The sequence below is a fragment of the Tunturiibacter psychrotolerans genome, assembly GCF_051013365.1.
GTDB classification, from domain to species: domain Bacteria; phylum Acidobacteriota; class Terriglobia; order Terriglobales; family Acidobacteriaceae; genus Edaphobacter; species Edaphobacter psychrotolerans_A.
The window spans coordinates 3186800-3208572 of the sequence record NZ_CP132941.1; the positions used below are offsets into that span (position 1 = coordinate 3186800).

Sequence of the window (21773 nt, forward strand, 5' to 3'; positions counted from 1 at the left end):
CCCTGTACCATTCGCTTGTCGAACCAGATTAGCGAGTTTGCGATCTGCCGGGGGGCCCTGTGACTTACACGTACTTCCAACCAGAAAAAGATTTTTCAGATAACTTCAGGCGAAAGCCCTTTCTCTTCTCCCACAACCTCGACTCCAACGATCTCTTCTCCACTCAATCCGTAGAAAAACTCGCCGAAATCTGGAGTCGTGACAGCACCAAATCCGGCTTCTTCTATCTCGACCGGAAATTCAGAGAATGGGGCAGTGAGGATCACAAGGCCAGCCTTGTCGAGGCCTTTCGTCACTCCGATCTCAGCCGGATGCGGATGAAGCTCAGCTTCATTCACACTCAGCCCAGGTACGACAAAGTCCTCGAGACCATGACGCAAGAGCTTTCAGAGCTCACGCATGTCGACCTCAGCAAAGAGTACCGCGCACCCATGGAGACTCTCTTCCTCACGTCTCCAAATGAATTCACTCCCTATCACATCGACAGCGAAGACAGCTTCCTCCTGCAGATTCAAGGCACTAAAACCATCTACATCTTCGATGGAAGCGACAAAGAAATTCTCAAAGACCTCGATATCGAAAAGTATTGGGCGAAAAACGAGATCGCGTTCCGCGAAGAGATCAGATCGCGCGCCATGCGTTTCGACATGGAGCCAGGAACCGGCGTTCACATTCCCATGCACTTCCCGCACATGGTCGAAAGCGGCCCCACCTCCTCCATGTCGCTCAGCATCGGTTACGAATCGATTGCATTTGACCGGGATCTCTTCCGCGTAAATCACCAGTTACGCAAACTCGGCATCAACCCTACGCCGCCCGGCAAAAGCAAGGTCATCGACAATACCAAGATGGCCGTCTTCTCCGGAGCCAGAAGCATCACTAAGAAGCTAAAGAACCTCCAACCCAAATAAAATTTCTCTCTGCAACCAGCTTGATGCGGTTTCAACATCACGGGTGATATAACTCCCGCATGCAAACCGCCGGCTACGGCGCCGCGCTGAAACTTTTCCCTATGATTGCGGCACTGTTCGTTCTCCCGCAGCCGTCGAATTGCTCGCACGGACGCGAGGCGCCGCTCATAAAGACGTGTCCTTTAGCCCCGGACGCAAACCGCAGTACTATGAGGCAAGCAGCCGGCCCACTGTCGAATCACCAAGCGAGACAAGGAACCCTATGCCCTGGTATCAACTCGAGGACGCCAACGACCCCAAGCTCGACGAACTCGCGAAACAATACAACCTTCATCCCCTCCATCTCGAAGACGCCCGCACTCATGACGAAATCGTCAAAGTTGACTCTGGCATCGCCTATACCTTCGCCGTCTTCAAACCCGTCCGCTTGATCCCTGACCCCGACAACCCCGGCGAACAGATGCCCTCGTTCTCCCCCATCGACATCTTTGCCGGCAAAGACTTCCTCATCACCATCTCAGACCCCACCTGCCCAACTACTGAGCAGGCTCTAGCCCGCGCCCGCCGCGATGGCGACGACGAGCACCCCGCCAAACTCGTCTCCCTCATCCTCGACACCATCGTCGACCTTTACTTTCCCGCCATCGACCACTTCGACGATCGCATCGACCAGCTCGAAGATAAAGTCTTCGACGATCCCTCCCCCGAGATCCTTCAATCCGTCTTCGCCATCAAGCGCGAACTTATCGACCTTCGCCGTGTCCTCGTCAACACCCGTGACGCCTCGCTCCATCTTCAGCGCGATCCCAACACCATCATCGACGCTGAGAATCAGCCCTACGTGCGGGACACCTACGATCACGTCGCGCGGCTTCTGGACTCGGTAGAAACCCAGCGCGATCTTCTCAACAACACTCTCGACATCTACCTCTCATCGGTCTCCAATCGCACCAACGAGGTCGTCAAAGTCCTTACTATCCTCGGCACCGTCGCTCTACCTGCGATCGCCATCTCCGGAATCTACGGAATGAACCTCAAAGGTCTGCCCTTCGAAGAATCCCCTCACGGAGCCGAATGGATCATCGGCATCACCATTCTTCACACTGCACTCCTTCTCTACTTCCTCCGCAGAATGAATTGGCTTTAGGCAATCGTCTCCACTACATCAACGCAATCCAAACGCCTGTTGACCCAGCAAAACTTCACAAAACTGACAGACCCGTCGCGCACCTATTCGCGCATCTCTCGATACAGGCGGCAACGCCGCTAAGGAGATTCGTTCATGACCGACTATCGCGTAAGCCAAGGGGATGTTCAGGAAGATCAACTCACCGCAGCTATTGAAAAAGTCACCGCACAGGTTCCCTCCACCGTCTACCTCGCTCTGGCTCTCGGCTCGATGGCGGTTTCTGTGGGCTTCCAGGCCGCAAAAAAACCGCACACGTCCTTATTCGTTGGCCAGTGGGCCGCACCTTTTCTCATCCTCGGCATCTACAACAAACTCGTAAAACTCCACGGGTCCGACGGCACCACTCACGCTTGATTCCTAGCGCAAAAAGCCCCGGCGCCAAGCCGGGGCCATTCAGAACATCGAACGCAGCTACCACATCACGCCATCCACAGGCACGGTAGCCTGGGGCAGCTGAGTCTCTCCCAGTAACTGCCGCAGATTGATCTCAATCGTTGTCGTAATCGAAGTTAGCGGCACATCGAAGATCGAATTCTCGAACGGATCTTCCAAATCGCGTCCTATCTTATCCAGCGCCAGAAAAATAAACCCAACCAGTGTCGAACCGAGCGGCGTAGTCCATCCCATGCTCGTCACCAGAGCCAATGGCAGCAGAATGCAGTAGATCTGCACAAATAGCTGCGGGAAGTAGTCATACACCTTCGGCATCGGCGTGTTTTTGATCCGTTCCGCGCCGCCCTGCGCATCCGCCAAATCGTTCAGGCTCTCATCCATCGCCCGCCACTGCAGGGCGTCGATCCACTCCCGAACCTGGCACTCCAGCAGAAGTTGACCCATCCACTCCTGGATCGTCATCGGAACATTTTTCTCGACGCGCAACGCCTCCAACTCCTGTTCCGTGAGCAGCGGTGCCAGCTCCGGCCATGGCTCCAGCTTTCTCAAGTGCTGACGAAGAGCATGCACGTAAGCAATCTGCAGATAAACCATTCGCCGCTGCATCTGCTTCATCTCCGCAGCCTCATCGGCCTTCAGAGAAAACATTCCCGTTGTTACCTGCCGCGCCCAGCTCCGCGAATTGTTCACCACCGAACCCCACAAAATGCGCGCCTCCCACCATCGCGCATAAGCCGACTGGTTTCGAAACGCAACAATAATGCCGATCGCCGACCCAAACAGTGACAACGGAATATGCGGCAGCGCCACCCAGTTCCAATGCAATACCTTATACGCCGCCACCACCGCCAGGTCATACATGACCAGCAGCAGCAGCGGCTTACCCACGTACATCAGCATCGCTCTTAGCTGTCGCCCGCGAGGAACGATCATGCGCCCTTGCCCTCAACCGTCACAGGCACAAACACGCGGCCGCCATCCTCTGAGATCCGAACCTCGCCCTTGCCGATGTCATACACCCACCCGGAGATCGTCAGTTCCTCACGCGCCATCGCACCCGCGACCGACGGATGCGTCCGCAGATGCTGCATCTGCAGCAGCACATTCTCCTCCGTCAGCCGCCGAAGCCGCTCTTCCTTATTCTCGTCGGTCTCCGACAGCGAGCTCGCCACACTCAACGCGGCGTGTGCGTTCGTCAACCAGCTCTTCACTGTCGGCAACTTCTCGAGAGACTCCGGGTTCAGCAGCCCTTTCATCGCCCCGCAATCCGAGTGTCCGCATATCACTACGTGCTGTACCTTCAGCGCCGAAACGGCATATTCAATCACCGCGCTCACGCCGCCCAGCATCTCCCCATAAGCCGGCACCAGGTTCCCGACATTTCGTGTTACAAATACATCTCCCGGCCGCGATTGTGTAATCAATTCAGGATCAATTCGCGAGTCGGCGCACGTCACAATCAGCGCGTGCGGTGTCTGGGGTACGCTGGCCGCCTTCACATAGGCCTGCTCATGTTCCGGATAAACCTCGCTCCGAAACCGCCGAACTCCTGCCTTCAGCTCTTCCAGTACAGCATCCATTAGCTCTCTCCCTCACAAACCGTCAGTCTATTGCTTCCACTTAATATTGCATCCAACCGCGAACCGCTGATTCGGATCCGGCCGTTTCCCCGCAATCACCGCATCCATCGCAGCCCGCAGATCTTTTCCTGTCACAGGAAGATCGTTGCCCGAATCGCCTCTTCGAGGTCGGCTATCATCCAACTGCCCCCGGTACACCAGCGACATTCCCGCATCGAACAAAAAGAAATCCGGCGTACAGGCTGCGTCATAAGCCCGTGCCACCTCCTGCGTCTCGTCATATAGATAAGGGAATCGAAATCCCAGCCGTTCCGCCTGCTTCTTCATCTCCGCCGGTGCGTCCTGCGGATAAGCCTCCACATCGTTCGACGAAATCGCCGCAATCGCAATCTTTCCCTCGTAGTCACTCCCGATCCGCGCCAACTCCTCTTCCACATGCTTCACATAGGGGCAGTGCACGCAAAGAAACATCACCAGCATTCCGTGACATCCCGTCGCCGAGCAGTTTGCCGCATCCGCCCGCGCATCCTCCGAAGCCGTCGCGAACACATCATCCCGCCCCACGGCCTTCCCGCTCACCACATCCACCAGCTCAAACGCCGGAGCCGTACTCCCCAGTGCCACCATCGCCGACTGTGTCTTGGACATTGCACCCTCCACTTCTTCAACGATCATAGCCAACTCTTGTTACATCACGAACCGCGGGCCAAATTACTATACCTGCATGATCATTCACACCTTCTGCTTCCGCTGGAAACCCGACACCACCGAAGCTCAAAAAGAGCGAGCCTACGACGAGATCAGCGAACTCCATCTACAGATCCCCGCCATCCTTGAAACCAACGTAGGCGCCAACTTCTCGCCCCGATCCCAGGGCTACGAGTTCGGAGGCGTCATGAAGTTTGCCGATCGCGACTCGCTAGACGCCTACAACAACCATCCCGTCCACCTTCAACTTCTTTCCTGGCTCGTCCCCCTCATCGAACCCCTGGAAGTAGACTTCGAAGTCTGACCCCCGCTGGAAGCGGAACAGAACCAACCTCAACAATTTCCCCGGTCTTCCCCGTACCCTATCCTCGAAGTAGCATGATCGTCCCTCGCACCCTCCCCGGCGGCCGCACCACGCGCCATGCTCTCCCCGTCGGTCCCAACAATCTGCCCCTCTGCCGTTGGTGCGAACTCGAAATCCTCGCCAAACGCCGTCGCACCTTCTGCAGCGACTACTGCGTTCACCAGTGGCGTCTCCGCACCGATCCCGGCTACCTCCGCGATCAGGTCCTCGCTCGCGACCGCGGCATCTGCTCCGTCTGCGCCATCGACACCGTCGCCGCCTACAACGCCCTCAAGCGCGCCCGAGGCCCGGCTCGCGCCGCCGGCCTCCGCCTCTACGGCATGAAATCCATCACCGCCCGGCGCAGCCTCTGGGACGCCGACCACATCCGTCCAGTCGCCGAAGGCGGCGGCCAGTGCGACCTCGACAACCTCCGCACCCTCTGCCTCCTCTGCCACCGCGAAGCCACCGCCCAACTCCGGAAGCGCCTGCGCCTCACCCACACCGCTAGCCCACAGACAGCCGTCATCAGCTAGCCCCTATAGAAGTCGTCATCCTGACCCTGAGCGGAGCCGAAGGGAAGGATCCCTGTATTCGTTCGTACTGACTCGAACGCCTTCAACCCACCATCACCCGTAAGCCTGATACTCCTTCCAAAACTCAGGCCAGGGCAACCGCGGCGGCCCGCACACAAACACACTTCCATCCCGTTCCTCGTTATCCACTCCCTCAGGATTATCGATACGCCCCACCAATCGGCAATCGGTAAACGCCTTATCCGCGGTCGTCTTCGAAAATCCAAGCACAATCAGCGTCGTAGGCGGCACCGCCGGATATCCCCGCAGCCACGCCGAGTTCGTCCTGCTGATAGGCATCGGCAGACCATACGCAGGCCCCAGAATCTCCAGGGCGCCCTGCTCTCCATAGTTCGCAGTAAACACGCCAACATTCGAGCGTTGTTCAGCGGGAAGGGAATCGCGAATCCCCGCCACCAAACCGACCATCTCCTTCCAACCAAGCTCCTCACGCAGATCACCGTTGTTCTTCAGCGCAAACCGCTTTAGTGGCCCATTCGCCGCCAGTGGCACGATAACCGCATAAACAAAGACTCCATAAGCCGCCATCGCAGCAAACGCCACTCCCAGCACAACCCGCCGCCACACTCGCGTAAGCCCAGCGACCCTTCTCTCCCAAACCACGGCGCCCATCGCCAGCAGCATCGGATAAGCCGCCGCCAGATAGTACCCGCGCCCCTTACCCACGAAAAACAGCGCAAACGGGATAAGGTACATCCACCCCAGCATCCGGTATCGTTCGTTCCGCAGAAAATTAACCACCCCGGCGATCCATATAGGAGCCGTAGCCAGATTCGCGCAGATCACGAACTGGTCTTTCAAAAATCCATTCGCCCGCCCCAGCCTCACGTCCCGCGCATGGATATGCCGCAGAAAATCTATAGAGATAAACCCATGCCGCACCTGCCATAAAAAGTTAGGCGCAAAGATCACAAGCGCCACCGCGACGCCACCCCAGAACCACCCACTCGCGAAATAACGCCGACCCGAACTCAACACCATCCCGCCCAGGATCCCCGCGATGAAAAACAAAATCGAGTACTTGGTCATCAGTCCCATGCCGACAAATACGCCGATCGCCAGCCACCATCGCGAATCCTCCGTCTTCAACAACCGAATCAAGCAATAAGCGATCAACACCCACCACAAGTAATCGAACGAGGAGTATTGAAACTCCGTTCCCTCGAACACCGGCAATCCCGAAGTCGCCACTGCCAGCGCCGCCACAATCTGTGCCAGCCGTCCCCCACCCAACTCCCTGGCCATCAACCCCGTCGCCACAATCGCCACCGCCTGCGCAATGACGGAAAACAGCCGCAACCCCACCATCGACACCCCAAACAACTGCAACCCCACCCGCTCCACAAATGGAGTAAACGGAGGATAGGCAACGAACCCCCAGTCCAGGTGTCGCGCATCGCTCAAAAACTGAAACTCATCCCGATGAAATCCATAGCGGCCATTCGTCAGCAGATGAATGAGCATCACCGCCAGGGCGATTCCAATCAGTGCCAAGGTCTCTGTTGGCGTCTCTTTTCGCGACCCAATCTCCGTCTGCACCAGAATCCCCCGTCAGCCGAACGCTACGCAACACATTACACGCGAGTTCACGTCTCCCCTAGAAACAGTCAATTTGCCGTCCCGAAACTCCATCCGGAAACCGTCGTCTTTCCCACATTTCCACTCCCATCCACACCACATGCGCCTTGCCTTCGAACCCGTTCGCGCCTACCCTCAAAACTGTCCCATTACGGATCAGTAAATCCGCATCTGCCGTGCTGATTTCGCAAAATCCACAGCAAAAACCAAGGTTTTCACCAAATTGACACATTAACCCCGCGTAAATAGGGGTATTCGCACAGCCAACACAACATGTTGTGCTTTATACTTGACACACCCCATAGGGGGCGTTACTTTCACGACTGCAGCCACGCAAAACAAGGCCAAAGTTCCTTACATTTCACGATTCAGAACGCCGCCGGTTCATCCCGCCGGATACACAACCAGCGCTCTACTCGTTAGTTTTTACCTCCCGGTCGAACGCTTTCGGGAGCATCGGCACCCCAGATTTTTCATCAAATTAGAAGGAGTACTCCCCATGGCCACCATCCCCAACCAGACCCATACACAAGGCGCCGCCCAGACCGCATCCGGAGCAGCCGGCTTCAAGAATCAGCGCACCCCCGGTCTGACGTTTGATCGCCACTTCACCAAGCCGGGCATCTCCCCCTACGATGAGATCGTCTGGGAGCTACGCGACGCCATCATCCAGGACTTCAAGGGAAAGACCATCTTCGAGCAGAAGAACGTCGAAGTTCCCGCCGACTGGTCCATGACCGCGACCAACATCGTCGCCAGCAAGTACCTCCACGGCCTCAACGGAACCGACGAGCGCGAATCCGGCGTCCGCGCCCTCATCACCCGCGTCGCCGAATCCATCCGCGACTGGGGCATAGCAGGCGGCTACTTCGCCTCCCAGGCTGACGCCGACACCTTCTACGTCGAGCTCGCCCACCTTCTCCTCAACCAGAAGGTAGCCTTCAACTCGCCCGTCTGGTTCAACGTAGGCTGCGATCGCCTCGAACCCAACTCCGACGCCCAGAACTGGCACTGGAACGCCACCACCGGCAAGGTCGAGTTCTCCGTCACCGGCTACACCAAGCCCCAGTGCTCCGCCTGCTTCATTAACTCCGTGCAGGATTCGCTCGACTCCATCCTCACCCTCGCCAAAACCGAAGGCATGCTCTTCAAGTGGGGTTCAGGCGCTGGCTCCAACCTCTCCAACATCCGCGGCTCCATGGAGACCCTCTCCGGCGGCGGCACCGCCTCCGGCCCGCTCTCCTTCATGCGTGGCTTCGACGCCTTCGCCGGCGTCATCAAATCCGGCGGCAAAACCCGCCGCGCTGCCAAGATGGTCATCCTCAACGCCGACCATCCCGACATCGAAGACTTCGTCCAGTGCAAAGTAAAAGAAGAGCAGAAGGCCTGGCATCTCATGCAGGCTGGCTACGACGGCAGCGGTCCCGACTCCGAAGCCTACAGCTCCATCTTCTTCCAGAACGCCAACAACTCCGTCCGCGTCACCGACGAGTTCATGCGCGCAGTCGAGTCCGACGGCACCTTCGTCACTCGCACCGTCAAAGAACGCACTCCCGTCAAGGAGTACAAAGCCCGCGACCTCATGCACAACATCGCCGAAGCCACCTGGCAGTGCGGCGACCCCGGCATGCAGTTCGACTCCACCATCAACCGCTGGCACACCAGCAAGAACACCGGTCGCATCAACGCCTCCAACCCCTGCTCGGAGTATATGTTCCTCGATGACTCCGCCTGCAACCTTGCCTCCTTCAATCTCCTGAAGTTCCTCACCCCCGGCGGCCAGTTCGACATCCCCAGCTACCGCCACGCCATCGAGATCGTCACCACCGCCATGGAGATCATCGTCGATTCCGCCGGTTACCCCACCGAGATGATCTCGAAGAACTCGCACGACTACCGCCCCCTCGGCCTCGGTTACGCGAACCTCGGTGCGCTCCTCATGGCCTTCGGTCTCCCCTACGACTCCGACGCCGGCCGCGACTTCGCCGCCACCCTCACCTCCATCCTCTGCGGCGACGCTTACTGGCAATCCTCCCGCATCGCCGAAACCTGCCCACCCCTCGGCGCAGCCACCCCGCTCACCCAGCAGGCCGAAATTGCCGGCGGAGCCTGCCCCGGCTTCTACGTCAACCGCGAGCCCTTCCTCGACGTAGTCCGTATGCACCGCGCCGAAGTCAACAACATCGGCAAGTCCAAACAGAGCACCGAGCCCTTCTTCGTCCCCCAGCTCGACCAGCTCATCGAAGCCTCCCGCCACGCCTGGGACGGCGCCCTCGCCCACGGCGAAAAGCACGGCTACCGCAACTCTCAGGTCACCGTCCTCGCCCCCACCGGCACCATCGGCTTCATGATGGACTGCGACACCACCGGCATCGAGCCTGACCTCGCCCTCGTGAAATACAAAAAGCTAGTCGGCGGCGGCATGATCAAGATCGTCAACAACACCGTCCCCTCAGCCCTCATCAAGCTCGGCTACTCCGAGTCCGAGGTCAACGCCATCGTCAGCTACATCGACGCCACCGGCACCATCGAAGGCGCGCCCGCCATCAAGCCCGAGCACCTCGCCGTCTTCGACTGCTCCTTCAAGCCCTCCAAGGGAACCCGCAGCATCTCCTACATGGGCCACATCAAGATGATGGGCGCCACCCAGCCCTTCCTCTCCGGAGCCATCTCCAAGACCGTCAACCTCCCCCAGGACTGCTCCGTCGACGACATCGCCGAAGCCTACATGGAGAGCTGGCGCCAGGGCCTCAAGGCCGTAGCCATCTACCGCGACAACTCCAAGGGAACCCAGCCCCTCAACGTCACCGCCCAAACCGACGCCGACAAGAAGGGAACCCGCGCCACCAACGCCGTAGCCCCCGTAGCCGCAGGCTCCATCGAAATCGAGGAGGCCGTCGAAGCCGCCCGCGCCGCCGCCCGTCAGCAGCTCACCGAGGCCATGGAGACCGCCACCGCCGCCCACACCCGCATCCACAGCCTCGAAACCCAGCTCAAGCAGATCACCGAAGCCGCTCTCCAGAACTCCGACGCCGCAGACTCGCAGGCCCCGCCCCGCGCCGTCCGCCACCGTCTCCCTGCCGAGCGCGCCTCCGTCACCCACAAGTTCGGCCTCGCCGGACACGAGGGCTACATCACCGTCGGCCTCTACCCCAACGGCCAGCCCGGCGAAATCTTCATCCGCATGGCCAAGGAAGGCTCCACCGTCTCCGGACTCATGGACTCCTTCGCCACCGCCGTCTCCCTCGCCCTCCAGCACGGCGTTCCTCTCCGTGTCCTCTGCGAGAAGTTCGCCCACACCCGCTTCGAGCCCTCCGGCTGGACCGGCAACGAGCAGATCGGCTACGCCAAGTCGATCATGGATTACATCTTCCGCTGGATCCAGATCCGCTTCCTCTCCGGACACCAGTTCGACCTCTTCGCCGGCCTAACCCCCCAAAACCAGAGCCAGGCCCAGGGACAAGCCGCCATCCCAACCAGCATCCCCGTCGAAGGCACCGTCAACGCCCCCGGCAACGTCATCATCCCCAACCTCGCCGCATCAGCGGAACACAAGCAGGAGCCCGCACAGTCTTCCTTGTTGTCATCCCGCAGCGGAGCGGAGGGATCTGCTTTTAGCACTTACGACAGCCACGAGCACACCCACCCCACCACACCACCCCAGCAGGGAATCGCACCCGACCTCAGCGCCCGCAGCGGACTCGAATCCCCCGACCCCATGTCCCTCGAAGACCGCGGCATCTACCACGCCTCCGACGCCATGAAGTCCATGTACGAGATGGGCGACTCACCCTCCTGCGCCACCTGCGGAGCCATCATGACCCGCAGCGGCTCCTGCTACCGCTGCATGTCCTGCGGCAGCACAAGCGGCTGCAGCTAAAACAGCGGAATCCGATGTAACAAGATATCTATGAGCAAACAGAGAGGTACCACTCATGGCAAACGTCGGCGATGTCTTTAAACCGGGACAAGATATTCCTCACTCGGGCATTTACAGGGTCGTTCACGATCCAAATCACGCCAAAGAGCATGAAGTGACATGTGTCTACGGCAAGAGATTTCCGCCTTGTCGGGGATGTGCACACCCCCGATTCGTTTTAGTTCGCGCCGCACATCACATCGAGACTCACGAACTGCTTAAGGCCTCCTAATACGAGCCCCGAGATTCCCTAATATCTCGGGGCCTTTCTGTGGCCGCGGTTCATATGGTAGAAGGCGCTGCAACTCAACTGACCAATTCTTTGGGAACTAAACACGCTAGTCTGAAGGACACAAAAATGGAGCGTCGCTACCAAGTCTTCGTTAGCTCGACTTATGAAGACCTTCGAGAGGAACGGCACGAGGTGATACAGGCTCTTCTGGAGCTGGACTGTATGCCTTCCGGAATGGAATTGTTTCCCGCCACGAATGACGACCAGTGGACTCTGATAAAGAGAGTTATTGACGACTGTGATTACTACATCGTAGTGATAGCAGGGCGCTACGGCTCCGTTGGTTCAGGAGGAAAGAGCTATACCCAAATGGAGTATGAGTACGCTGTGGAAACCAACAAACCGATCATCGCTTTTTTGCATAACGCGCCGGATTCTATTCAGTCCGGCAAGTGTGAGAAGACGGAGCTCGGCAAGAAAGCTCTCGAAGACTTTCGAACCATGGCCAGAATGAAAACTGTCAGATTTTACTCTTCTCCGAGCGATCTAGGTTCAGTTGTAAGCCGAAGCTTAGTGAAACTAATCAAGAGCAATCCGGCGTCAGGTTGGGTAAAGGCAGATGTTGCGACAGGTGAACTTACATCTGCTGAGATTAGTCGTCTCAGAGAAGAAAACCGGGCGCTACGAGATAAATTGAGTCAACAGCCGCAGGGGCCACCTGCTGGATCCGAGAAATTCGCGCAGGGTAAAGAAATACTCGAAGTCGCTTTTGATGTTTCATTCAAAGATAGAAGCCACGACAATTACACCGGAACTCAAATCGCCCGATTGAGCTGGAACGATCTTGCTACATATGGGCTGGCGGCCGTTGATGCAGAGGAGACTGAATCTGCCGTAGAGCAAGCGGTAGCTAGAGCTGCGACCAGGCAAATCAAGGGTAGCTTAGGAGAACAGCACCCTGGACTCTATGATCTTGAGATAAAAACGGTACCGGAGGATATTCGAACCGTCTTAATACAGCTCCAGGCCCTCGGCTTCATAGCCAGGTCTGCGAATAAAAAGCTCGGAGAGCGAACTTGGACGCTCACTCCATATGGACAAACGAAGTTGGTGGAGCTGTATGCAGTCAAGCGCAGACCAAGTAAGAAGATCAAGGTGCAAGATTCCGAAGAAGTTCAGAAAGCGTAAGGCGGGCGACCATACATAGACTCAAGTCTAAAACTCGGATGGGCAGGTGGCCCATACATGAACTTAAGCCATACCGTCGGTGCCCCATTCATGCAGTCTCATCGCATGAGTGGGCATTCGAGCGAAGCTCGAACCCTTCCATATAAATTCACTTGACGCCCCCCAAAAGCGAGCGCACCCTTATCTCACTCAAAATTCGAGAGGGAACCCTCCATGCGCAAGACTCTCTTCCTCCTCTTCGCTCTCGCCTTGGCCTATCCCGTCGCCGCCCACGCGGACACAATTACATTCAGTGTCTCTGTCGTCGCATCCGGCTTCGCCGGAAACACTCCATTTACAAACGAACGAGTGACCTTCGCCGAAACCCAACCAGCAGACGTTGTAAATCAGGTGGTGATGGACTCCGGTGGTGGCACCCCATACAGCTTTGGTGTCTGCTTCGACTCCGGATCAACCGTAACGATCCAGAGCCTCGGCACAGCGCCTGGGCCAATACTCACCTGTGTCTTTCACAACTTTAGTAACGGCTCGTACCTGATCGGCGACGGGAACGATGAACTCGGCATCGATGTTCCTCTTGCCTTCGATACCTTTCAATCTTCGGTAGGACCCCTTCCCGGCATCGCCTACAGCAACTTCGACACCTGCAGCTTACCCGGAGATCCCAACCAGTACCCGTGCCCACCAGACTTTGCTGGCGTGACCTTCACTTCCTATGAGCCGGATACCGGAATCGCAGCACTCATCGTCACCTCCGACACCCCGGAGCCATCGAGCTTCGTATTGCTCGCGACCGGCCTCCTCGGGGTTGGCCAATTGCTCCGCCGGCGCAGATCCGTCAACGCCTAAGACAACCGGCAGGTGGCCTACACATGAACATCGCGCATTTTCTCACTGTGAAGGACATCGAGCGATCGGCTCGCTACTACGAAAAGGTCTTCGGCGGTCGCATCCTGAGCCTGGGCGACGGCAACGCGCCCGGGTACCTTCAACTCGCGAATATCTGGATGATTGTGAACGTAGGAGGCGGCCCGACGGTGGACAAGCCCTCATGGAATTACGCGGCGTCGGGAAATCCCGGTCAACCAAAGGCTGCGGCCGCAGTCGGTGGCGTAGACCAAACTTTTAGAGTCGCTGTCCCAGGACGACTCGATCTGATTGCAGGGAATGTCCGCCACGCGCCGCGCTGCGCCTGTCTGCTGATCACGGATCCAAAGGTTCCACATGCCGCCGTCCAGATGGCTATAGGCCATCCAGCGACCGTCCGGCGACAAGGCCGGGTAGCGAGATTCGCCAAGATCGAGTCGGGTATTGGAGTGGGTTTGATCGGTCAGATAAATTTGCGGAGGTTCCCCGTCCTCGACACCGGAAACCGCATACGCGCGTCGCGAAGCAAACGCGGCTTCGTAGACGTTGATCGAAGGAGGCGTAAGAGCGACTTGGTTCGAGCCGTCGGACTGAAGCGAAGCCTGGACCATGAGCCTTCCCCTGCCATGATCGTTGCGCACAAAAGCGAGCTCCTTACCGTCGACAGAAAACATCGGGCTCCGTCCTCCTTGGAGGATTGTCTTTGCTGGATTCCGGGGATCGACGATTGCGGATTCCTGATTGCGCGCCTTCTCAACGAGTAATTGCCGAGTGCTGGCCGCGAACGAGAGATCATCGCCGGCAGAGGAATCGATTCTTGTCGAATCCCCTTCGGTGACCAGACGATAACCTTCAAACGCGGAACCAATATAGCGTGTTCCGGCGCCATACACGACGGGATCAACATCGAACAGAGAGGGAGTTTTAAGCGCAATCCGATAGGCATACTCCTGGCGGACCCCTCGTTGAAGATGAAATGTCGACTGGATACTGAACAGCGTAGCCAGGGTCATGAAACCTGCCCAAGCGTAATGCGTCCAGTCCTGTCCTTCCTTGTCATTGCGGCCTGACCACAGAAGAGCGTAAATCCCCAGGAGCACGGCCAGCATGAGGGGGAGTCGCGGAACACGAAGTAAAATGGCCGGTCCCATCACGTGGTTGGGGCTGGGCATGGGAAATCCGATGCCCAGATAGCCAATTAGAAGAGCGATGAGCCAGCCGACGGACCGGCGCTCGATCAGCAGAGCACTAAGCACACACACCGGAAACACCATCAGCACGAAGTGATAGGAGGCCGGCATGGTGGAGATCGCAAGGGATGCGGCCAGCAATCCCACCCATTCAAGAATGATCCGCCGCGGCACCCGGTCTTTCCTGCGGATCAGCAAAATAGCGGGGGCTAACATCAGCATCTGTAAAGCCGGCTGCAAGACCGAATAAACGAGAGGGGAGTTATGCCAAGGATGTGGATTCCACTCCGGCTCGTTGAGGAACAGATAGTGCAGGATTGTCGATATGGACGCCGCAGAAGTGACATAGGGGGACCCGCCTTCGCCGTGCAGCGTCCAAGGCAGAATCTCATGCAGATAGGTACGATGAACGTTCCAGCCAAAAACGGCGATGGATATAGCTGCGATCACAGTGCCGGTGACTAATGCCGATCCGAGAGCGCGCCAGTTTCTCCGTTGCAAGAACAATGCGAGGAATAGGACGGGAAATATCTTACAGGCTGCGGCAATTGCGATTAGCGCACCTGAGAGCAAGTAGAATTCTTTGAGGTAGGCCCAACAAGCTGCGACGATCAATACAAGGAGAAATAAGTAAAACTGCCCGAAGAGCATATTGCGGTGCAGCGGAAAACTGAGTGCGCAGACGAGACCGATACGCTGATAGGACAAACCCGTCAGCGAACGCAACAACCAACAGAGCGGAACTAAAAGGGCCAAGTTCACGAGCATCCACACGTGCTTGGCGGCGAGGGCGGGCATCTCACTCATCGGCCACATGACCAATGTGGAAAATGGAGTAATTGGAATGAGCCCGACGATCGGATCATCGATCGATCGATGATCTTTCTCTCTCTGGAACCATCTCCATTCATAGATTCGGGCGGTATCGTAATCTTCATGAACCAGGCGCGCCGTTAGATAATAGTTGGGAAAATCCGTATTCAGCTTGGACCAAGCGCGTGGCCATGTGTGCATCCCGAGATACGCAATCGCGAGCAGCAGAATGAAACGCTCCATCCACGAGGCGACGCGTCGATCTCGCAAAATTTCCATGCTACATTATGGCCGGCCGCGTTCATTGGAATTGTCAGCGTCTTGTCATTCAATGATCGTCGAATTGTCGGAGAAGAGAGGGAGAGATCTTCCACAATGCCCCAAAGATAAACACGGAAGCCAGCCCCCTCCTAGTGATACTGGTGGAAGATCCCTTTTCTCGCTGTCATCGCTAAGGTGACGCACCGATGGCAATCGTTCATTCGGCGAGATCCATCACGTCTCACCATCTTCGCCGACCAGCTCTTCACGAATGACCGAAACGGTCGAGCGCCTTGGAGAAATTGCCTCCGACGACGGCGAAGACCCGGCGGAAATGCGAGGGCACATCGAAGCAATCGCCTGGTGCTAGCAGGATCCCATGCTCGGTGGTGGTCGGCAAGAGCCGGCGGTCGCTCGCTCCGCTCACCAGCCAGGGGAACGCGGTCCAGATCCGACCCGGTGCTCGCGGCGAGATTTAATTCTATGTCGCGTTCGTACTGGTCGAACCAAGCCTCGAGCAAGAAGGGCTGAGTTGCATGCAGGCACTTCAGGCAAAGATCCGCAAGCCAGGGACCGGAGAATTTTAGTTTATGAGCGATGAGAATCCAGTGCGTTGAGCGGCCTCGGTTCCTCAACGGAGAGCAAATGCGGATCTGTTACGACGCCGCTAAGGCGATGCCCTCATGCAAACCATGCTTTTTCAGCAAATTACTAGAGAGCCCGGCGTTCGCTGCGAAAGTAAGGGGTCGGGATGTGATCGTCTGATAAGGGCGGTCGAGCAACCGGCAAGGCGAAAGAAAGACCAAGAATGGCAGCGACACGCACGGTCAAACTTCTCGGCTGAACCGAAGTTTGTGGGCGCATCTGCGTAACCAAATTGCTGCTGAATTATTTCGCGCGATTTCTTCTAACGGGCCGGAATAAAAGCTCGCCTTGCCAGTTTTAGACGATACAGGGCAATAAAAATTAGATGGAAATTGATCTGAATTAGTTCAAGGAAGACGAAGTGGTGCAGGAGAACGAAGGTGTTACGAAGCCCGTAGGCGATGGCATCGACCGGCGCAGTTTTGCGGGGTGCATGGCGCGGGCCAACACAGGGCTGCTGTGGTCGATGGTTGGCGGTGTGCCGAATTCGAAGCTGTTGGCGCAGACGATAAAGCTTGCTGGGACCGGAGTTGGGGAGGTAGAGGATTTTTCGTTTGTGAAATCAGCGACTGTCACATCGGATTTAACAAGGGCGCAAGAAATGGTTGACCGATCCGGATTTGATGGTTCCGGACAAAGCCATGGGTTTCAGTGTTTCCAAGGCTAAAGAGCGACGAGACCTAATCGCTTACTGAAGCGGTAACAAGAGGTTGACTCAATTGTAAGGAGACCATACCTCGGATTGGCGGAACGATACTGGCTGCGATGGATGCCGCCAACATACATGACAAGGATATGTTGGAAAAATTGTCAACGGATCCTGATACCGATGTTCGTATGTAAGTAGCGTGCAACCCTGTAACCCCTCGATTAGTTCTCGAGACACTCGCAAAAGATCCGACCGTTTTCGTACGTAGAGGAGTTGCTCAAAACAGAAGTACACCTCTGCATCTATTAATACGACTTAACGCCGATCCGGAAATTCAAGTCCGATCGTTAGTTCTAAAGAACGCAGTAAAGAATTATGACCATCCTAGTCAGACAATTGAATCACTTAGATTCTTCGGTCCGCAATCATCCACCCAAACTAAGGAACAACAAGCTTGAATTTGGGCTATAGAGATAAGAGGTAGAACTTTCTTAACGGCACCGCCGGCCCACAAGGATCGCAAGTCGGCAAACTGTGTCTCACTGTCGGCGAAGTTTGGAGGATATCCCATGAGAATGCTCAAAGATCTATTCGGACGATCGTACCGTTCTGCTGCAAAGCCAAGACAGATGCTGGCGGTTCTACTAATGGGATTCGCTGCAGCCATCACTATGCACGCCCAAAGCACTAATCTGGTGCCCTCGGCCGGCAGTGGTTCGGAGCAGGCATTCGTCGCAACATTCACAGACCCTAACGGCGTGCAGAATGTACAGTCACTTTCTATCGCAATCGTGAACAACGTAGCTCCGGACACTGAGAGTGGGTTGCCCGCAAATGGGTGCGTCGTAAACTTTATGGTCAGTTCAGGCATCATCCAGTTGGCCCAGGACACAGGGAAATCATTCCTCGCAACCACAGCTGACGCGGGAACAGATCAAACCGTGAGCAACTCTCAGTGCACCGTGTTAGGTGCTTCTTCGTCCATAACTATTTCCAGTAATGCCGTGACTGCTAAGATTTTCGTAACTTTCACGGCATCATTCAGCGGTCCGAAGCAGATTTTCATGTTAGCGGAAAATCGCAATCAGGCTGGCGGTATGAATTTCCAGACAGAGGTTGGGACTTATGATGTTACTGCGAGTGTGTCTTCCGTATTTATCTCTCCTTCCTCCGGTAGCGGCTCGGATCAGACCTTCACGACGATCTATTCGGACCCAACCTCTCACATTCAATCGGTTGGTCTGAATATCAAGAGCACGCGCAACAATACATCAGCAGCAAACGCATGTAAGATGCGTTATGACCCCGACACGAGTAACATTTTCCTCGTAAACGATGCCGGCACAACTTACGGTTCTCCGATCATCGCAGGGTCGGCTGCTAGCCTTAGCAACAGTCAATGCACCGTATACGGTATGGGCACCTCCGCTACAACCTTTGGCACCAATGTCATAGTCTATTTTAGGGTGTCATTTTTTCCAGGGTTTATTGGCGAAAAGGTTATTACGATGGGAGGAGCCGACGAAACCGGCGCTTCTACCTTCAGCGATCTGCCGCTTGGGACTTACTTAGTCACAGCGCCAGCGTCTGGCGTCCAGGAGAGCTTTGATCTAACCAGCACGGCCGTTCGCGTGGCGTCAGTCGGAGTACCTGCGACTTCGACCATTACGGTAATACCGAACGAAAGCTTTAAAGGAAGAGTTCTACTGACGTGTACTGTAATTAGTCCGTCGGATGTCGTCAGCCCACCCACCTGCGGGTTTGACACCCCGCCCATCTCGGTAACGGCACCAACGACGGCCACGCTCTTTATCAACACTACTGCGACATCTACCCAAGAGTTACACGACCCCGTTCAGCAAACCTCCTTTGTTATCGGCGGCTTGACTATGGCAGCCATCTTATTCATTCCGTTGTCGCACCGCCGAAAATGGAGAACACTGCTTAGTCTCGCAGTTGTCGCTGTCAGCGTGGGAGCTTCCACCGGCTGCGCCATCACTCACAACCAAGGCAACACCATCATCTCCAGCACAAGTTACTCTCGCACGCCCCCCGGGAGCTATATCGTCGCAGTAACTGGGGTAAGCGGTTCGATCACGGCAACGACAGCGGTGAGTGTCACTGTCAAGTGAGCGCCCGAGTGAAAGTGACGAAGATAGGCTACGGCTCAGGTTTGTCTGCACATACGTCCGGTTAGTTTGTGCTAGGGCCGCGATCGACAAAAATCCACTGAGGGCGACGAGTACAACTGAGTAGAAGCAGTTCTTCCCGGCTTTTGCGCTAAAAGAACTGAGGCTATTCACAGCGAGGGGGAAGCGTCATGGAAGTACGGCTTGAAGTTACTGAGTAACACGGTGATCTCCTCTGCAATTCGAGGCAAAGGATCTTCGCGGGATTTGGGACCTACAGCGCACGCGCGGGTGCGACCTATCGACGACTCTGGAACTTGTCTTTTGTTTGTCACACAGTTGTCAAATCACGTCAAAACCCTCTTTACGTTGCTGACAAACGATGAGGGCAAAGTAGATCATTAAATCTCAAGTCTGACGTTCTTCCGCTGCCGTTCACGGTTATGTCTCCCGTTACCTAGAACAGCTTTACATCTTGTGGGTTCCTAGATCGGTAGGTCGGAACTTGTAGAAAGGGGTGAAGAGTGAAACCCAAATACCTGCTTCATCCAATTCAAACAGCGAAGAAGGCGAAGGCTCTCTTTACGATATGGCTCGGGATGTGGAAGTTTGCGAACCACGGCGAGCTTCGTTTCAAAGGGGACCATCGCTACGATCTACAGAACGTGACCGATGGATTTGCTTCTCGCATCGATGCGACAGACGACGACACGGAACTGCTTGAGCGAATCTGCGCTGCCTACAGTAAGGCGAACGAACGCCAGCAGTCTGCACCGGAGGCCTACCGGCCGACCCACCGGTGGGAGCAGATACGGCAGCAGAGCCTTGGCCCGGTCGTACAGGCACTGCTCACTCGAGACATTCCGGCCTTACGGGCGATGTATCGCAATTTCTTCCGGGACGCTTGCTCCTCCGGTCTATTGGGTGCGCCGTTCGGGCTGGCGAAGGCGTACTTTGGTGGCAACATCAAAGATCTCCACCGACGCTTCTACCTGAGCCACGCCTTATATCGCTACGATTACTGGAAGGAGCAGACAGAGGGCCGCTTTCCCCTTCGCGATCTCTACGGACCCGGAATCGGAAATCCCTTCGGGGTCCAGATTGATGGCACACACATTCACGTGGGCGCGGAGTACGCTCACTATTGTGCCCATAGAATCGATAGCATGCTCGCCGCGGGTCCAGCCACGGTCGTTGAATTCGGCGGCGGGTACGGCAGCATGGCGTATTACCTGCTTCGCGAGAGACCTGAACTTACCTACATCGACTTCGATGTGCCGGAGAGCATCGCACTGAGTTCGTATTACCTACTCAAAGCTTTCCCAAGTCTCGAGTTCTTACTTTACGGCGAAGAAGAACTGACCGGCCAAGCCATCGCACGTGCTGATGTCGTCCTCATGCCTTCGTTTGAGATTGCTGCGATGCCAGCTGCCAGTATCGACTTGAGCTTCAGCTCTGATGGCATGTCCGCTCTCTCGGTAGAAGCCCTGAAAGCGTACCTCAAGGACATAGATCGGATAACCTGCGACAGCTTCTTCTGCATCGGCAAAAAACCAACCAGCGAATCCATCTCGGAACTCATCGCTAGAGAGCACACATCTTTTCAGCTTGCCGAGACTCGCTCCTCCGGCTGGCACAGCCACAAGATATCTGGTGCAGGCGTAGGAGGCGCAGCCGGTCTTGCTGCTTCGACGATATTTGAGCAACGCTACCGGCGACTACCCTCTCATGAGCCCTCGCAGGAAGTGGCTCTAGCAGGTCAGAACAGGACACAGGTGCGACGCCCGTCAAGCTGAGGCTTCAAACCGTAATCTACAACCTATTTGCAACGAATCCGTAAACTTGGTCAAGCCGCGAACGAAAGGCAGTCATCCCCTTCGTTCCATTCAGGAATCGCAATGCCAGTCAGCTTAGTGCCGAAACAAACGTCCACACTCTCCCACCAGCGCCGGCTGTTCAAGCCCGCGCTCTGGATCGTGATGGCAACGGCAGCTCTTTACATCATCTTTCACATCGAAGTACCCCTCCTCCGTCAACACGCCGAGCGAAACTACTTCCGCACCATACCGTTTCTCATCTTCCCCCACATCGCAGCTGGCATTCTCGCGTTACTCAGCGGGCCACCGCAGTTCTCCAACCGCCTCCGCCGTCGCAGCCCAGAGTTTCATCGCGTGCTTGGCAGGGTCTATGTCATCTCCGTGCTGATAGCCGCCCCGCTAGCGATCGTCCTCGCCTACAATCGCCGCATCCCCCACATGATGCCGTACTTCCTTCTGGCGAGCGGCCTGCAGGCCTCCACGTGGATCGTCACCACTGTCGCCGCGTTTCTCACTGCGCGCAATCGGCAAATCCAGCAGCACCGCCAATGGATGGTGCGCTCCTACGCTGTCACGTTTACCTTTATCGGCATCCGCGTCCTGGTGCAGTTCCCCTTCGCGGTCCCGCACACCGGCGCCAACTTTTCGCTGGAGATCGTCTTCGTCACCTTCATGGCGATTCTCCTCTCGGATATCGGCTTGAGCTGGCACGAGCTCTTCCACCGCCGCACGTGAACCGCTTTGACTGACGTTGCTCTTTCAAGA

General features: G+C 56.5%; 17 protein-coding genes. 12 read left to right on the forward strand and 5 right to left on the reverse strand.

Annotation, left to right across the window (positions count from 1 at the left end):
• Positions 1 to 59: 59 nt before the first annotated feature.
• The 3 genes from RBB76_RS13345 (at position 60) to RBB76_RS13355 (ending at position 2454) form a co-directional block, all read left to right on the forward strand.
• Positions 60 to 911 carry a JmjC domain-containing protein gene (locus tag RBB76_RS13345; RefSeq protein ID WP_429631358.1) on the forward strand — a complete coding sequence of 284 codons (852 nt, stop codon included), beginning with the start codon at positions 60 to 62 and terminating at the stop codon, positions 909 to 911.
• 262 nt (positions 912 to 1173) lie between these two features.
• Positions 1174 to 2058, forward strand: coding sequence for a magnesium transporter CorA family protein (locus RBB76_RS13350; RefSeq protein WP_429631356.1), 885 nt, complete (start codon positions 1174 to 1176; stop codon positions 2056 to 2058).
• 135 nt (positions 2059 to 2193) lie between these two features.
• Positions 2194 to 2454, forward strand: coding sequence for a hypothetical protein (locus RBB76_RS13355; protein WP_429631354.1), 261 nt, complete (start codon positions 2194 to 2196; stop codon positions 2452 to 2454).
• Between the two features lie 57 nt (positions 2455 to 2511).
• Here the strand turns inward: RBB76_RS13355 and RBB76_RS13360 are convergent, their stop codons facing one another.
• Genes RBB76_RS13360 through RBB76_RS13370 form a run of 3 tightly spaced genes read right to left on the reverse strand, consistent with a single transcriptional unit; the run spans position 2512 to position 4721 of the window.
• Positions 2512 to 3426 (reverse strand): bestrophin family protein, encoded by a 915-nt coding sequence (locus tag RBB76_RS13360; RefSeq protein ID WP_429631352.1) that lies wholly within the window; start codon positions 3424 to 3426, stop codon positions 2512 to 2514.
• Complete coding sequence (locus RBB76_RS13365) at positions 3423 to 4073, reverse strand: carbonic anhydrase (protein ID WP_429631350.1); 651 nt, start codon at positions 4071 to 4073, stop codon at positions 3423 to 3425. The genes RBB76_RS13360 and RBB76_RS13365 overlap by 4 nt, the downstream gene beginning before the upstream one ends.
• A 27-nt stretch (positions 4074 to 4100) precedes the next feature.
• Positions 4101 to 4721 carry a thioredoxin family protein gene (locus RBB76_RS13370; protein WP_429631348.1) on the reverse strand — a complete coding sequence of 207 codons (621 nt, stop codon included), beginning with the start codon at positions 4719 to 4721 and terminating at the stop codon, positions 4101 to 4103.
• Between the two features lie 76 nt (positions 4722 to 4797).
• Between RBB76_RS13370 and RBB76_RS13375 the strand changes: the two genes are divergently transcribed.
• Positions 4798 to 5085 (forward strand): Dabb family protein, encoded by a 288-nt coding sequence (locus RBB76_RS13375; protein WP_429631346.1) that lies wholly within the window; start codon positions 4798 to 4800, stop codon positions 5083 to 5085.
• Between the two features lie 74 nt (positions 5086 to 5159).
• Positions 5160 to 5660 (forward strand): HNH endonuclease, encoded by a 501-nt coding sequence (locus RBB76_RS13380; RefSeq protein WP_429631344.1) that lies wholly within the window; start codon positions 5160 to 5162, stop codon positions 5658 to 5660.
• 93 nt (positions 5661 to 5753) lie between these two features.
• On the opposite strand, the gene RBB76_RS13385 is transcribed toward RBB76_RS13380, so the two are convergent.
• A complete protein-coding gene (locus RBB76_RS13385; RefSeq protein ID WP_429631342.1) occupies positions 5754 to 7214 on the reverse strand; it encodes a glycosyltransferase family 39 protein in 1461 nt (486 codons plus the stop codon).
• Between the two features lie 583 nt (positions 7215 to 7797).
• Between RBB76_RS13385 and RBB76_RS13390 the strand changes: the two genes are divergently transcribed.
• The 3 genes from RBB76_RS13390 to RBB76_RS13400 all read left to right on the forward strand — a co-directional run bounded on the left by RBB76_RS13390 (position 7798) and on the right by RBB76_RS13400 (position 13486).
• Positions 7798 to 11178 (forward strand): vitamin B12-dependent ribonucleotide reductase, encoded by a 3381-nt coding sequence (locus tag RBB76_RS13390; protein ID WP_429631340.1) that lies wholly within the window; start codon positions 7798 to 7800, stop codon positions 11176 to 11178.
• 397 nt (positions 11179 to 11575) lie between these two features.
• Entirely contained in the window at positions 11576 to 12637 is a 1062-nt protein-coding gene (locus tag RBB76_RS13395; protein WP_429631339.1) for a DUF4062 domain-containing protein, read from the forward strand.
• Positions 12638 to 12850: 213 nt separating this feature from the next.
• Positions 12851 to 13486 carry a PEP-CTERM sorting domain-containing protein gene (locus RBB76_RS13400; RefSeq protein WP_429631337.1) on the forward strand — a complete coding sequence of 212 codons (636 nt, stop codon included), beginning with the start codon at positions 12851 to 12853 and terminating at the stop codon, positions 13484 to 13486.
• Positions 13487 to 13686: 200 nt separating this feature from the next.
• Here RBB76_RS13400 and RBB76_RS13405 read toward each other — a convergent pair whose 3' ends face one another.
• Positions 13687 to 15786, reverse strand: coding sequence for a glycosyltransferase 87 family protein (locus RBB76_RS13405; RefSeq protein WP_429631335.1), 2100 nt, complete (start codon positions 15784 to 15786; stop codon positions 13687 to 13689).
• 991 nt (positions 15787 to 16777) lie between these two features.
• Between RBB76_RS13405 and RBB76_RS13410 the strand changes: the two genes are divergently transcribed.
• The 4 genes from RBB76_RS13410 (at position 16778) to RBB76_RS13425 (ending at position 21743) form a co-directional block, all read left to right on the forward strand.
• Positions 16778 to 17080, forward strand: coding sequence for a hypothetical protein (locus RBB76_RS13410; RefSeq protein ID WP_429631333.1), 303 nt, complete (start codon positions 16778 to 16780; stop codon positions 17078 to 17080).
• 1046 nt (positions 17081 to 18126) lie between these two features.
• On the forward strand, positions 18127 to 19194 hold the full coding sequence (locus RBB76_RS13415) for a hypothetical protein (RefSeq protein WP_433963425.1): 1068 nt from the start codon (positions 18127 to 18129) through the stop codon (positions 19192 to 19194).
• A gap of 521 nt (positions 19195 to 19715) precedes the next feature.
• Positions 19716 to 20987: a putative sugar O-methyltransferase gene (locus tag RBB76_RS13420; RefSeq protein WP_429631329.1), complete on the forward strand. Its 1272-nt coding sequence runs from the start codon at positions 19716 to 19718 to the stop codon at positions 20985 to 20987.
• 102 nt (positions 20988 to 21089) lie between these two features.
• On the forward strand, positions 21090 to 21743 hold the full coding sequence (locus tag RBB76_RS13425) for a DUF2306 domain-containing protein (protein WP_429631327.1): 654 nt from the start codon (positions 21090 to 21092) through the stop codon (positions 21741 to 21743).
• The last annotated feature ends 30 nt before the right edge of the window (positions 21744 to 21773 follow it).

Bases quoted from the DNA above. Each gene is read 5' to 3' on its own strand.
- RBB76_RS13360 (WP_429631352.1), bottom strand. From the start codon at position 3,426: ATGATCGTTCCTCGCGGGCGACAGCTAAGAGCGATGCTGATGTACGTG.
- RBB76_RS13415 (WP_433963425.1), top strand. From the start codon at position 18,127: ATGTTAGCGGAAAATCGCAATCAGGCTGGCGGTATGAATTTCCAGACA.
- RBB76_RS13350 (WP_429631356.1), top strand. From the start codon at position 1,174: ATGCCCTGGTATCAACTCGAGGACGCCAACGACCCCAAGCTCGACGAA.
- RBB76_RS13390 (WP_429631340.1), top strand. From the start codon at position 7,798: ATGGCCACCATCCCCAACCAGACCCATACACAAGGCGCCGCCCAGACC.
- RBB76_RS13425 (WP_429631327.1), top strand. From the start codon at position 21,090: ATGCCAGTCAGCTTAGTGCCGAAACAAACGTCCACACTCTCCCACCAG.
- RBB76_RS13365 (WP_429631350.1), bottom strand. From the start codon at position 4,073: ATGGATGCTGTACTGGAAGAGCTGAAGGCAGGAGTTCGGCGGTTTCGG.
- RBB76_RS13375 (WP_429631346.1), top strand. From the start codon at position 4,798: ATGATCATTCACACCTTCTGCTTCCGCTGGAAACCCGACACCACCGAA.
- RBB76_RS13370 (WP_429631348.1), bottom strand. From the start codon at position 4,721: ATGTCCAAGACACAGTCGGCGATGGTGGCACTGGGGAGTACGGCTCCG.
- RBB76_RS13395 (WP_429631339.1), top strand. From the start codon at position 11,576: ATGGAGCGTCGCTACCAAGTCTTCGTTAGCTCGACTTATGAAGACCTT.
- RBB76_RS13405 (WP_429631335.1), bottom strand. From the start codon at position 15,786: ATGGAAATTTTGCGAGATCGACGCGTCGCCTCGTGGATGGAGCGTTTC.
- RBB76_RS13380 (WP_429631344.1), top strand. From the start codon at position 5,160: ATGATCGTCCCTCGCACCCTCCCCGGCGGCCGCACCACGCGCCATGCT.
- RBB76_RS13355 (WP_429631354.1), top strand. From the start codon at position 2,194: ATGACCGACTATCGCGTAAGCCAAGGGGATGTTCAGGAAGATCAACTC.
- RBB76_RS13400 (WP_429631337.1), top strand. From the start codon at position 12,851: ATGCGCAAGACTCTCTTCCTCCTCTTCGCTCTCGCCTTGGCCTATCCC.